Annotated in this window: 14 protein-coding genes; 9 read left to right on the forward strand and 5 right to left on the reverse strand. The window is 72.7% G+C overall.

Translation table 11 applies throughout. The annotated features are described in order from the left end of the window. Positions 1-24: 24 nt before the first annotated feature. Positions 25-744, reverse strand: a complete 720-nt coding sequence (locus ACIWQI_RS05865) for a CDP-alcohol phosphatidyltransferase family protein (RefSeq protein WP_396656200.1) — start codon at positions 742-744, stop codon at positions 25-27. Between the two features lie 83 nt (positions 745-827). On the opposite strand from ACIWQI_RS05865, the gene ACIWQI_RS05870 reads away from it, so the two are divergent. The 8 genes from ACIWQI_RS05870 to pyrE all read left to right on the forward strand — a co-directional run bounded on the left by ACIWQI_RS05870 (position 828) and on the right by pyrE (position 8,057). After that, positions 828-1,808: a zinc-binding alcohol dehydrogenase gene (locus ACIWQI_RS05870; RefSeq protein WP_396656201.1), complete on the forward strand. Its 981-nt coding sequence runs from the start codon at positions 828-830 to the stop codon at positions 1,806-1,808. Further along, positions 1,805-2,200 carry a 6-pyruvoyl trahydropterin synthase family protein gene (locus ACIWQI_RS05875; protein WP_396656202.1) on the forward strand — a complete coding sequence of 132 codons (396 nt, stop codon included), beginning with the start codon at positions 1,805-1,807 and terminating at the stop codon, positions 2,198-2,200. The genes ACIWQI_RS05870 and ACIWQI_RS05875 overlap by 4 nt, the downstream gene beginning before the upstream one ends. Further along, the gene (locus ACIWQI_RS05880; RefSeq protein ID WP_396656203.1) at positions 2,197-3,228 is read left to right on the forward strand and encodes a glycosyltransferase family 4 protein; all 1,032 of its coding nucleotides are present in this window, start codon (positions 2,197-2,199) and stop codon (positions 3,226-3,228) included. The genes ACIWQI_RS05875 and ACIWQI_RS05880 overlap by 4 nt, the downstream gene beginning before the upstream one ends. Next, positions 3,225-4,022: an SAM-dependent methyltransferase gene (locus ACIWQI_RS05885; protein WP_396656204.1), complete on the forward strand. Its 798-nt coding sequence runs from the start codon at positions 3,225-3,227 to the stop codon at positions 4,020-4,022. The genes ACIWQI_RS05880 and ACIWQI_RS05885 overlap by 4 nt, the downstream gene beginning before the upstream one ends. Further along, positions 4,019-4,996: a YbhN family protein gene (locus ACIWQI_RS05890; RefSeq protein WP_396656328.1), complete on the forward strand. Its 978-nt coding sequence runs from the start codon at positions 4,019-4,021 to the stop codon at positions 4,994-4,996. The genes ACIWQI_RS05885 and ACIWQI_RS05890 overlap by 4 nt, the downstream gene beginning before the upstream one ends. Continuing rightward, positions 4,993-5,724 (forward strand): RibD family protein, encoded by a 732-nt coding sequence (locus ACIWQI_RS05895; protein WP_396656205.1) that lies wholly within the window; start codon positions 4,993-4,995, stop codon positions 5,722-5,724. Before ACIWQI_RS05890 ends, ACIWQI_RS05895 begins: the two co-directional genes overlap by 4 nt. 9 nt (positions 5,725-5,733) lie before the next feature. After that, complete coding sequence (locus ACIWQI_RS05900; RefSeq protein WP_396656206.1) at positions 5,734-7,392, forward strand: CDP-alcohol phosphatidyltransferase; 1,659 nt, start codon at positions 5,734-5,736, stop codon at positions 7,390-7,392. An 86-nt stretch (positions 7,393-7,478) separates the two neighbouring features. Further along, positions 7,479-8,057: an orotate phosphoribosyltransferase gene (pyrE, locus tag ACIWQI_RS05905; RefSeq protein ID WP_396656207.1), complete on the forward strand. Its 579-nt coding sequence runs from the start codon at positions 7,479-7,481 to the stop codon at positions 8,055-8,057. 116 nt (positions 8,058-8,173) lie between these two features. Here the strand turns inward: pyrE and ACIWQI_RS05910 are convergent, their stop codons facing one another. Continuing rightward, on the reverse strand, positions 8,174-8,755 hold the full coding sequence (locus ACIWQI_RS05910; protein ID WP_396656208.1) for a YdeI family protein: 582 nt from the start codon (positions 8,753-8,755) through the stop codon (positions 8,174-8,176). After that, on the reverse strand, positions 8,752-9,561 hold the full coding sequence (locus ACIWQI_RS05915; protein ID WP_396656209.1) for an HAD-IIA family hydrolase: 810 nt from the start codon (positions 9,559-9,561) through the stop codon (positions 8,752-8,754). Before ACIWQI_RS05915 ends, ACIWQI_RS05910 begins: the two co-directional genes overlap by 4 nt. A 42-nt stretch (positions 9,562-9,603) precedes the next feature. Here ACIWQI_RS05915 and ACIWQI_RS05920 point away from each other — a divergent pair, with 42 nt between their 5' ends. After that, positions 9,604-10,587: an SDR family NAD(P)-dependent oxidoreductase gene (locus ACIWQI_RS05920; RefSeq protein ID WP_396656210.1), complete on the forward strand. Its 984-nt coding sequence runs from the start codon at positions 9,604-9,606 to the stop codon at positions 10,585-10,587. Here ACIWQI_RS05920 and ACIWQI_RS05925 read toward each other — a convergent pair. Continuing rightward, a complete protein-coding gene (locus ACIWQI_RS05925) occupies positions 10,577-11,212 on the reverse strand; it encodes a metal-dependent transcriptional regulator (RefSeq protein WP_396656211.1) in 636 nt (211 codons plus the stop codon). The genes ACIWQI_RS05920 and ACIWQI_RS05925 overlap by 11 nt on opposite strands. Before the next feature lie 23 nt (positions 11,213-11,235). After that, positions 11,236-12,492, reverse strand: a complete 1,257-nt coding sequence (locus tag ACIWQI_RS05930) for an Nramp family divalent metal transporter (RefSeq protein ID WP_396656212.1) — start codon at positions 12,490-12,492, stop codon at positions 11,236-11,238. Between the last annotated feature and the right edge of the window lie 88 nt (positions 12,493-12,580).

Genomic DNA, 12,580 nt, shown 5'->3' on the forward strand with positions numbered 1-12,580 from the left:
CACCCGTTCTGTCGGGGGCCCTCGTCATCGAGGCCTCTCATTGGATACGACGCGGCGGCGTGAGCGGTTCATCAGCCACGTCACGTCGCGCGCGAACGACTCGAGCAGCAGCGCCAGCGCGATCAGCGTGACGAGCAGGCTCACCCACTCGGCGGCGACCCCGGAGGCGGCGACCGTCAGCGCGATGCCCGCGACGGCGGTCACCACCTTCCGCCAGTACCGCGGCGGCAGCGTCCTGCGCATCGCCGGAAGCAGCCACCCGGCCGCGACGAACGCGTAGCGCAGGCCCCCGATGACGATGACCCACCATCCCAGCTCCTGCGCGACGTAGGCGCTGAGCACGAGCAGGAGGAAGGCATCCACCTCCATGTCGAACCGGGCGCCCAGCTCGCTGGCGCTTCCGGTGCGGCGCGCGAGCCAGCCGTCGACGGCGTCGAGCGCGAGCGCCGGCACCGCGAGCGCGATGAGCAGCGGCACCGAGATCGGCTCGGTGAAGGACGCCGCCACGAGCGCCGTGATCAGCCCGACCAGGATCGAGCGCGCGGAGGTCGCCGCGTTCGCCGCGCCGAACCGGGTGGTTCCGTGTGTGCGCAACCCCCTGGCGAGCAGTGCGTTCGAAACGCAAAGGTAGAGCAGTCCGGCACACCAGCCGGTCACCGGCAGCGAGTCGTACCGGTCCATGGCGGCGAGTCCGGCCAGGCCGGCGGCCGCCGACCAGAGCGGAGCAAGGTGAACCTTTTGCATAGCGCGAGCCGTTACCTTTTCATGGGTACCACACGTGACACGTGCTGCGGGTGCCCCGCGGTTCATTCCGGAAGCAGGACGAGGTGACCAGGGCGACGGCGTTCTGGGTGCAGGCTCCCGGACAGGGGATGCTCCGCACGGCCGAGATCCCCGAGCCCGGGCGGGACGATGTCGTCATCCGCACGCTGCACACCGGGATCAGCCGAGGCACCGAATCGCTCGTCTTCCGCGGCGAGGTGCCGGTGAGCGAGCGCGACCGGATGCGCGCGCCGTTCCAGGAGGGCGACTTCCCGGGGCCGGTCAAGTACGGCTACCTCAACGTGGGGGTCGTCGAGCGCGGTCCGTCGGATGTGCAGGGCCGGACGGTGTACACCCTGTACCCGCACCAGTCGGAGTTCGTGGTGCCGCGGTCGGCGGTCGCCCCCGTGCCCGAGTCGGTCCCGGCCCGGCGTGCGGTGCTCGCGGGCACGGTCGAGACGGCGGTGAACGTGCTGTGGGACGCCGCGCCGCTGGTCGGCGACCGCGTCGCCGTCATCGGCGCCGGCATGGTCGGCTGCGCCGTGGCTCGGCTTGCCGGCGGCATCCCGGGCGCGCAGGTCGTCGTCGTCGACGTCGACCGCGACAAGGCGGAGGTCTGCGAACGCCTCGGCGTCGCCTTCGCCCAGCCCGACGACGTCCCGCGCGATCGCGACGTGGTGATCGACACGAGCGGCTCGGAGCGGGGCCTGCAGCTGGCGCTGGAGTCCGCCGCCACCGAAGGCGAGATCGTGGAGGCGAGCTGGTTCGGCGACCGTTCCGTGCGCCTGGAGCTGGGGGGCGCCTTCCACTCGAAGCGGCTGACGATCCGCTCCAGCCAGGTGGGCATGGTCTCGCCGCGTCGCCGCGGGACCCGCAGCACGGCCGATCGCCTCGCCCTCGCGCTCCGGCTCCTGGACGACCCGGCCTTCGACGCCCTGCTCACGGGCCGCTCCTCGTGGCGGGAGCTTCCCGAGGTGATGGCCGCCATCGCATCCGGGGCCTCGCCGGGGCTCTGCCACACCATCGACTGGGGGGATGCCGCATGACCTATTCCGTGACGGTGCGCGACCACATCATGATCGCGCACAGCCTCACCGGCGAGATGTTCGGTCCGGCACAGCGCCTCCACGGTGCGACCTTCGTCGTCGACGCGACCTTCCGCGCCGACGAGCTCACCGTCGAGGGGGTCGTCGTCGACATCGGGCGCGCGTCGGTCGTGCTGCGAGGCATCCTGTCTCCGCTGTCCTACCGGAACCTCGACGACGAGCCGGTGTTCCAGGGACTGAACACCACCACCGAGCGGCTCTGCGGCGTCATCGGCGAGCGGCTCGCCGAGGCCGCGCGCGAAGGCGAGCTGGGCGCCGCACAGCTCACCGCCATCGTCGTGACGCTCCATGAGTCGCATGTCGCGTGGGCATCGTGCGAGGTGACGCTGTGACCGCCGCGGCGGCCGGCACGGTGCACTTCATCGTGCCGGGAGGGATCGACGATCCGGACCGCACCAGCGGCGGGAACGTCTTCGACCGCCGCCTCGCCGCAGGCCTCGCCGGCACCGGCTGGGAGGTGCGGATGATCGAGGCGGACGCGGCGCCCGAGGTCGAAGCGGCCCTGGCGCTGCTGCCGGCGGGGGCGGTCGTCGTCATCGACGGACTGGTGGCGCGCCGCGCGCCCGCGGTGATCGAGGCTGCTCGCGAGGACCTCCGCATCGTGGTGCTGGCGCACATGGTCAGCGCGGCGTTCCCCGACGCCGATCCGCAGGAGGTCGAGGGCGAGCGCCGTGCGCTGCGCGCCGCCCGATGTGTGATCGCCACGAGCGAGTGGACCCGCAGCGAGCTGCAGACCCGGGCCGGTGTCCGGTCCGCGCGGATCGTCGTCGCCACCCCGGGGACCGCAGACGCCGCGGTCGCAGGAGGCACCGCCACCGGAGCGGCTCTCCTGTGCGTCGGCGTGGTCGCGCCGCACAAGGGGCAGGACGTGCTGGTGGAGGCGCTGGCGACCCTGGATGCCGAACTGCCGTGGGTCTGCACCATCGCGGGCTCCCTCACCACCTGCCCCGAGTTCGCCGACGGCGTCAGCGCCCGCGCGTCCGCCCTCGGAGACCGGGTGCGCCTGCCCGGGGTCCTCAGCGAGCACGAACTCGACGACGCGTACGCGCGGACCGATCTGCTCGTCGCGCCCTCGCGGGTGGAGAGCTACGGCATGGCCATCGCCGATGCGCTCCGGCGCGGCATCCCGGTCGTCGCCAGCACCGCCGGCGGGATCCCCCAGACCGTCGCAGCCAGCGCCGCCGCCGTGCTCGTCCCCCCGGACGACCCGGCGGAGCTGCACCGTGCGCTGCACCGCTGGATGGTCGACCCCGGACTCCGCGACCGCCTGCGAGGCGCCGCGCTGCGGGCGAGGTCGACCCTGCCACGCTGGCGCGACACGTCCGAGCGGGTCGCGGCGACCCTGGCGAGGCTGCCGTGACCGAGGTCATCCCGGTCTCCGTCGAGTGGCTGACGCTGCGCGAGCAGGCGGACGCGCGGTCGCGTTCGCGGCGACTCGGGGCCGCCGCCGCGCGGCTCACGAGCGCTCCCGCCGTGGTGCACGATCTGGGAAGCGGCACCGGGTCGATGATGCGGTGGCTGGCGCCGCTGCTCGCCGAGCCCCAGACCTGGGTGTTCCACGACTGGAATCCGGTGCTGCTCGAGCACGCCGCCGGCCTGACCTCCGTCCACACCGGCGTGCGGATGAGCGTCACGGATGTCGCGCACCTGAGCGCCGGCGACCTTGCCGGCGCCTCGCTGGTGACCGTCTCGGCGCTGCTGGATGTCCTCAGCCGCGAAGAGCTCGAGACCGTTGTGGGGGCCTGCGTCGGTGCCCGCGTGCCCGCCCTGTTCACCCTCAGCGTGACCGGAAGGGTGGAGCTGGACCCGCTGGATGCCGGGGACGGCGTGTTCGCGGCGGCGTTCGACGACCACCAGCGGCGCACGACCGACGGCAGGCGGATGCTCGGACCGGATGCCGTCAGCCGGGCGATCGAGCTGTTCCGTGCGGCCGGCTGGCCGATCCGGACGGCGCACTCGCCGTGGCGACTCGACGCTTCCGATCGGATGCTGGTCGCGGAGTGGCTGGACGGGTGGCTCGCGGCCGCGGTCGAGGAGCGCCCGGCGCTGCGGGAGTGGGCGGAGGAGTACGCGCGCAGCCGCACGGCTCAGCTCGAGGCGGGCGCTCTTCGCGTGATCGTGCACCACATCGACTTCCTCGCGTGGCCGCCATGACCGCGCTGACCTGCAGGGGCTGCGTGCGCACCCTCGTCGACTCGCCGCGGGCGAAGGCTGCGGCGCGGGCGGCGGCGGGCGCGGTCATCCTCATCGCGATCGTCCTGACCGTCGGGGCCGAGCCCTTCGTCCGAGGCGTCGCCGCGGTGTCGGTTCCGGCGGCGGCCGCCGCGCTCGCGCTCGGCGCGGCGGCGACCCTTGCCGCGGCGTGGCGGTGGCGGATCGTCGCCGGGCGCCTCGGGCTGCGGCTGGACCGCGCGGAGGCGCTGGCCGCGTACTACCGGTCGCAGTTCCTGAACTCGGTGCTCGTGGGCGGAGTGCTCGGCGACGTGCACCGCGCGGTGTGGCACGGACGGCGAGTCGGCCGGATCGCCCAGGCGTCGCGCGCCGTCGCCGCCGAGCGGGCGGCGGGCCAGGTCGTGCAGCTGGCGCTCGCCGGCACGGTGCTGGTGTCGCTGCAGCTGTGGGCATACGCTCCGACTGTGGGCATCGTGCTGCTCGCGGTCGGCGCCGTCGGCATCGGACTGATCGTCGCGGCGCGGGCGAGTGTGCGCCTGCGCCGGGCGATCGGGCGTGAAGCCGCACACCTGCGGATCGCGTTCGGCACCGCGGGCACGATCGTGCGGGTCTCGGCGGCCTCCGCGATCGTGGTGGGCTGCCACGTCGCGACCTTCCTGGTCGCGTGTGTCGCCGTGGGGGTCGAGGCCTCGCCGCAGCGCCTCGTCGCGGTCGCGCTGATCGCCGTCCTGGCGGGCGCGATCCCGCTGAGCGTCGGGGGATGGGGACCGCGGGAGGGCGCCGCGGCGTGGGCGTTCGCCGCGGCAGGGCTCGGAGCCGCGGCGGGAGTCGCGGCGTCGACGGCCTTCGGCGTCCTGGCGCTGATCGCCGTCGCGCCCGGCGCGGCGGTCGCCGGGGTGGCGGCGGCGCGTCGACGACCGCACCCGGCGGTCGGAGAGGAGCGGCCGTCGCGATGATCCGCCCGTATGTCACCCTCAGCTGCGCGATGTCATTGGACGGCTATCTCGACACGGCGTCCCCGCACAAGCTCGCGATGTCGAACTCCGACGACTTCGATCGCGTCGACCAGCTGCGCGCCGAGAGCGACGCGATCATGGTCGGCGCCTCGACCGTGCGGCGCGACAACCCGCGCCTGCTGATCCGCAGCGCCGCCCGGCGGCGGGAGCGGGAGCAGGCGGGCCTGACGAGCTCGCCGATCAAGGTGACCGTGACCGCCACCGGCGACCTGTCTGCGGATGCGGCCTTCTTCGCCGAGGGGGATGTCGAGAAGATCGTGTACGGCACGCAGGAGGTCGCCCGCACCCTCGAGGACGCGCTCGGCGGCGTCGCCTCGGTGGTCGCCCTCGGCCCGGACGCGTCGATGGCGGACGTCCTCGACGACCTCGCCGAACGCGGTGTGGAGCGGCTCATGGTCGAGGGCGGCGGCCGTGTGCTCACGCAGTTCCTCGTCGACGAGCTCGCCGACGAGCTGCAGCTGGTGATCGCCCCCTTCTTCGTCGGCGAGCCCGGCGCGCCGCGCTTCGTCGAGCCGGCCCGGTTCCCGTGGACGTCGGCGCGGCGGGCCGTGCTCGCCGATACGCAGAAGATCGGCGATGTGGTGCTGCTGCGCTACGCCCTGTCGGAGCGATGCCGTTCGGCGGCGCGCGCCCGCCGAGCCGCCGCAGAGCTGCCCGCGCGTCGATGAGGGATGCCGATGGACGACCTCGACGCGCGCCGCGCCCGTCGTCGCGCGTCCAGGGCCGCCACCGTCGCCGCCTTCGCGGCGGTGATCGCCGCCCCGCTGCTGGCCGGGGCGTTGGCGACCGGCAGCCCTGCCGCACTCATCGGGCTGCCGGCGGAGTCCATCGCCGTCATGCTGGTGCTCCTCGCGGTCGGGCGCCCCGGACTGCGGCTTCTCATCGCCGGGGCCTTCGGCGTCGCAGTCGTCGCGGCGGCATCGGTCGCGGCGCTGAACGCGGGGTTCGAGGCGACGATCGATCGTCCTTTCCGGGTCATCGAAGACCTGCCCGCCGTCGTCGCTGCGATCGGCGTCGTGCGCGATGCGACGGGTCCGGTCATCGCGACGGTGGCCGTCGTGGTGATCGTGGCCGCGCTCGCCGCCGCTGCCGCCGCGCTCGCCGCCGCTGCGCTTCGTGCGCGCTCGGTCACGGAGCGGGCCGGCCGGTCCGGGCGGATCGCGATCACCGCGATCACCGCGGTGTGGATCCTCGGCACGCTTGCGGGTGCGCAGGTGCTGCCCGGCGTGCCGCTCGCCGCCGCCGACTCGACGGCTGTTCTCGTGTCGACCACGACCGGGGCCGCCCAGAGCCTGCGCGACGAGGAGCGCTTTCAGCGCGCGCTCGCGTCGGATCCGCTGCGGGGCGCCGCGGGCCTGCTCGACGCGCTGCAGGGCAAGGACGTGATCGTCGCGTTCGTCGAGAGCTACGGCAGAGTGGCACTCGAACACCCGCCCTTCGCGGGCGGTGTCGCCACCGTCCTGCAGCAGGGGGGCGCGCAGCTCGCCCGCGACGGCTACTCGGCGCGCAGCGCGTTCCTGACCTCGCCGACCTTCGGCGGCGTGAGCTGGCTCGCGCATTCGACCCTGCAGAGCGGGGCCTGGGTCGATTCGCAGCAGAAGTACGACCGCCTGACCTCGGTAGACCGCCTCACCCTCACGCGGATGTTCTCGAACGCCGGCTGGAGGACGGTCGCGGTCGTCCCCTCGAACACCGAGCCCTGGCCGGTGGGGACGTCGTTCTACGGCTATGACGCGATCCTGAACGCGCAGAACATGGGCTACGCGGGCCCGTCCTTCGGCTATGCCCGCATACCCGACCAGTACACGTGGAAGCGTTTCTACGACCGCGAGCTCTCAGGCCCGCACGAACCGCTCATGGCGGAGATCGATCTGGTGTCGTCCCACACGCCGTGGACCCCGCTGCCGCGGCTCGTCCCCTGGGCGACGGTCGGCGACGGCTCGATCTTCGAGGCCCAGGCCGCCGAAGGGCCCTCGGCGCTCGAGGTCTGGGCCGACCCGGGGCGTGTCCAGACGATGTACGGCCAATCGGTGCAGTACACGCTGCGCACGATGTTCTCGTACCTGCACGCCTACGATCACCCGGATCTCGTGCTGGTGGTGCTCGGCGACCATCAGCCTGCACGCATCGTCAGCGGCCGCGAGGCCGGCCGCGATGTGCCGGTGACGATCATCTCGAAGGACCCCGCGGTGTTCGAGCGGATCGCCTCGTGGCGGTGGGAGGTGGGCGTGCACCCCTCCCCGGATGCGCCGGTCTGGCGCATGGACGAGTTCCGCGACCGGTTCGTCGGCGCCTTCACAGAACCCCCGAGCTTGGTGGCGTCGCGCGACCCCTAAGACACACGCCTTCCGCGGTGGCAGGATCTCTCCGGCGCGCTCGCGGCCGCGCGATCGAGGCGCCCCTCGGTCCTAGACTCGTGCGCATGACCGTCGCCTCCACGCCCGCGCTCGAAGCCGACCGCCAGGCGCTCATCGCGCTGATCTCGGACGAGGCCGTGTTCCACGGCGACTTCACCCTCTCCAGCGGCAGGAAGGCGACCTACTACGTCGATATGCGCCGGCTGACCCTCGACCACCGCGCCGCGCCGATCATCGGCCGGCTCATGCTCGACCTCATCCGCGACGTCGACGGCATCGTCGCCGTCGGCGGACTCACCCTCGGCGCCGACCCGATCGCCAACGCGATCATGCACGAGTCCGCACGCACGGATCGGCCGCTGGACGCGTTCGTGGTGCGCAAGGAGCCGAAGGACCACGGTCGCGGCCGGCAGATCGAGGGGGCGGATGTCGCGGGCCGCCGCGTCGTCGTGGTCGAGGACACCTCGACCACCGGCCAGTCCGCGCTCAAGGCCGTCGAGGCGCTGCGCCGGGAGGGTGCGGAGCCCGTCGCGGTGGCCGTGATCGTCGACCGGCGCACCGGCGCGCAGGCAGCCGTCGAGGCCGCCGGACTGCGGTGGCTCGCCGCCATCGACCTCGACGACCTGGGGCTCGATCCGCAGTAGCCGTGCGGCTCAGTCGCCGCGGCCGCGCCTGCGCAGGTACTGCCAGACGAACACCGCGAGGGTGCCGGCCAGCACGATCGCCGTGGCGCCGAACAGCAGGTTCTGCTCGATTTCGTTCATGCCGGCCTCCGGCCTTCCGCGGCATCCGCCACGATCCGCGCGATGCGCGCCGCCTTCGTCTCCGGCTTCCTGGCCATCGCGATCGCCGTCAGCCCCATCTTGCGCGACGACGGCGGGAAGCCGTCCCACGCGGCGCGGGCCGCGGGCACGGCATCGAGAGCAGCGCTGAGCTCGGGCGGCTCGACGCCCGCCTCGGGCCCGTCCAGCACCGTCCACATGCCGTTGGCCTTGGCGAGATCGACGAGGCGCTGCCCGGCAGGCCGCATCCGCCCCTCGGCCGTAAGCCGGGCGACGCGCGCCTTGTTGGTGGCGGCCCAGGTGGACGCCGGCGAGCGCGGCGCGTACCACTGCATCGACCGCTCGTCGTCGAGCCGCGCGGCCTGCCCGTCGATCCAGCCGACGCAGAGCGCCTCGAGGACCGCGTCCTCGTACTCGACGCGCGGGCGGCCGGTCGCCGCCTTCCACGTCACCAACCAGACGCCGTCCGACACCGCGCCGTTCTCTTCGAGCCATGCCCGCCACTGCTCGACGGTCTCGAGATGCAGGCGCGGCGCGCCCTCCATCCTGCTTGTCGTCACAGTCCCTCCGGAAGGTCGGATTCGATCGGCTCGCTGCGCACCAGGTCGGCGACCGAGTCGAGCACCTCGTCGGGTCGGAAGGGGTATCGTGCGACCTCGGCGTCGTCCGAGATGCCGGTGCGCACCAGCACCGTGTGCAGTCCGGCCTCGATCCCCGCCACGATGTCGGTGTCCATCCGGTCGCCGATCATGCCGGTGTTCTCGGAGTGCGCTCCGATCCGATTGAGCGCGGATCGGAACATCATCGGGTTGGGCTTGCCGACGACATACGGCTCCTTCCCGGTGGCCTTGGTGATGAGCGCCGCGAACGACCCCGTCGCCGGCACCACTCCGTATGGCGTCGGGCCGGTGGCATCCGGATTCGTGATGATGAACCGTGCGCCGGCGTCGATGAACCGGATCGCGTGCGTGATCGCCTCGAAGGAGTAGTGTCGCGTCTCGCCGACGACGACGTAGTCGGGGTGCGACTCGGTCATGATGTATCCGGCATCGTGCAGCGCGGTCGTCAGACCCGCTTCCCCGATGACGAAGGCGCTGCCGCCCGGCAGCTGCGACTGCAGGAAGTCGGCGGTCGCCAGCGCCGAGGTCCAGATCCGCTCCTCGGGCACGTCGAGCCCGGAACGGCGCAGCCGCGCGCTCAGATCCCGCGGCGTGAAGATCGGGTTGTTGGTGAGCACCAGGAACGGCGTCCCCTCGTCGCGCCACTGCGCGAGCAGCTCGGCGGCGCCGGGGATCGGATGGCTCTCACGGACGAGCACGCCGTCCATGTCGGTCAGCCAGCAGTCGATATCGGCCCGGGTCCGCATGGGGCACAGCCTAACGATGCGGCATCGCCGTAGGGTGAACACGTGCCCCCTCAGGACCCGCAGCAGACCGACTGGGACCCCCGCGCCCCGGCCGACCTGCGCGGGCGGGTGTACCTGATCACCGGGTCGAACCGCGGGCTGGGATTCTTCGCCGCCGAGCAGCTCGCACGGGCGGGGGCGCGGGTCATCATGACCGGCCGCAATCCGAATCGGCTGACGGCCGCGCGCGCGGCGATCGAGCGCAGGCTCACCGATGCGGGACTGCACGCCGACCTCGAGACCCTGCTGCTGGATGTCGGCAACCTCGGGTCGATGCGAGCGGCAGCCGCGACGGTGCGCGTGCGCAAGAAGCTCGACGGACTGCTGCTGAACGCCGGCATCGTGCATGCCCCGCGCCACCGCGAGACCACGCCGGACGGGCACGAGCTGGTCTTCGCCACGAACGTGCTCGGCCACTTCGCGCTCGCCGGGGAGCTGCTGGTGCACCTGGCCGCCGCGCGCGGGCGCATGGTCTGGATCGGGAGTCTGTCCAGCGCACTGTGGCGATACGACCTCTCCGACCCGCAGCTGGAGAAGCGCTACAGCGGATGGCGCGCGTATGTGCAGTCGAAGACCGCCGCCACCGCCCTCGGGTTCGAAGCGGATCGCCGGCTGCGCGCGGCTGGGGTGCCGGTCTCGAGCGTCGTGGCCCATCCCGGGTACTCGACGAGCGGGCGCACGCCCCGCATCCGCGGGGTCAACGAGCCCAGCCGCCTGGGCCGGTTCGCCGACAACCTGCAGGCGCCCTTCACCCAGTCGAAGGAGCGCGGCGCCTGGCCGCTCGTGCGGGCGCTGGTCGACCCCGCCGTCGAGGGCGGCGAGTTCTGGGGGCCGCGGTATCTCGCGCACGGCGCGCCGACCCGGCAGGTCTCCGCTCCGCTGACGCGCGACGCCGAGGTCGCCGCACGCATCTGGGAGGTCTGCGAGGCGGCGACCGGTGTGCGCTGGCCGTTCGAGAAGGCTGCGAAGACCGCCCTCAGGCGGTGAGCCAGACGGCGTCGGCCGCGCCCTCGGGAAGAACGGCCTCGGTGCCGTCGACGGCGACGGTCGCGGCATCCACCACCCGCACCGTGCGGCCGACGTCGATGCCGGCGTCCTCCAGCGAGCGCAGCAGCGCCGGATCGCGGTCGCTCACCCGCAGCACCCGGCCCTCGTGCCCGGCGGCGGCATCGCGCAGCAGGACGAACCGCTCGCGGCGGACCTGGCCCGCAGCATCCGGGATGGCGTCCCCGTGCGGGTCGAACGCCGGATCGCCGAGCCGCTCGGCGATGCGCTCCAGGAACCGGTCGCTGATCGCATGCTCGAGGATCTCGGCCTCGTCGTGCACCTCGTCCCAGGCGTACCCGAATTCCCGCACGAGCCAGGTCTCGACGAGCCGGTGCCGGCGCACGATGGCCGCCGCCCGCCGTTCGCCTGCTTCGGTCAAGGTGATCGGACCGTAGGGGCGGTGCGAGACCAGACCCTGCGCGGCGAGCTTCTGCACCATCTCGGTGACGCTCGACGGAGCCAGCCCCAGCTCGACGGCCAGCTGCGACGGCGTGATGCGCTCGTCCTGCCACTCGGTGTGGTGGTAGATCGTCTTGAGGTAGTCGTCGATCGCGGGAGACGGCACGCGCCCAGGCTACCCGGGGCGGCCTACGCGCCGGTGAACACGAGCCACAGCAGCAGGCCGTTCAGGACGATGAGGAAGATGGATGCCGCGATGCCCGCCGCGGTCGTGATCGCCCGGTTGCGGAAGCGCCCGAGAAGCTCGGGCCGGGCGGTGAGAGCGACCAGCGGCACGAGAGCGAACGGGATGCCGAACGACAGCACCACCTGGCTGAGCACGAGCGCGACGGTGGGGTCGAAGCCGACCGCGAGGATCGCGAGCGCAGGCACGAGGGTGACCAGACGTCGCCACACGAGCGGGATGCGCACGTGCAGCAGCCCGTGCATGATCTCCGCCCCGGCGTAGGCGCCCACCGAGGTGCTGGCCAGGCCGCTGGCGAGGAGTCCCACCGCGAACAGCACCGCCACGGTCGGGCCGATGCCGTCGCGCAGTGCCGCATACGCGCCCTCGAGGCTGTCCGTGCCCGGGACCCCGTCGAGGTTCGCTGCGGCCAGCAGCAGGATGCACAGATTGACCGTGCCCGCGATGAGCATCGCGATGGTGACGTCCCACCGGGTGGCGCGCAGGAGGCGCGAGGTGGTGATGCCGGTCTCCTGGGCGAACCGGTCCCGCGCCAGAGCGCTGTGCGCGTAGATCGCATGGGGCATGATCGTCGCGCCCAGGATGGATGCCGCCAGCAGCACCGAGTCGGTGCCCTCGAACCGGGGCACCAGGCCCGCGACGATGCCGGCAGGGTCGGGCGGCGCAACGAAGACCCCGAACGTGAACCCGACGGCGATGATCGCGACGAGCCCGATCACCACGAACTCGAAGGGCTGGGCTCCTGCCCGGCTCTGGACCAGCAGGAGCGAGATCGACACCGCGCCGGTGATCGCACCGCCCCACAGCAGCGGCAGACCGAACAGCAGGTTCAGGGCGACGGCGCCGCCGATCACCTCGGCGATGTCGGTGGCCATCGCGACCAGCTCGGCCTGCAGCCAGTACGCACGTCGCCCCCACCGATTGCGCAGGCGCCGCCCGAGCACTTCAGGCAGGCTCTCGCCGGTGACCACGCCGAGCTTGGCCGACAGGTACTGGATGAGCCAGGCCATCACGTTGCCGAGCACCACCACCCACACCAGCAGGTAGCCGAACCGCGCGCCGGCGGTCATGTTGCTCGCGACATTGCCGGGGTCGAGGTAGGCGACGCCCGCAACGAGGGCAGGGCCGATCAGCCAGGCGAGGCGGGGAACGGACGCCGGACGGCGCACGCCCTCACGCTCGAGGACCCGGGCTTTCGGCATGCCGAAATCGTAGCAAGGATTTCGGTGACCCGAAAGATCTTGGGGCGGTAGCGTGGAAGCGTGCGCGCGACGGGGGAAGGCGAGGGTC

Source organism: Microbacterium sp. (genome assembly GCF_044508325.1).
Lineage (GTDB): Bacteria > Actinomycetota > Actinomycetes > Actinomycetales > Microbacteriaceae > Microbacterium.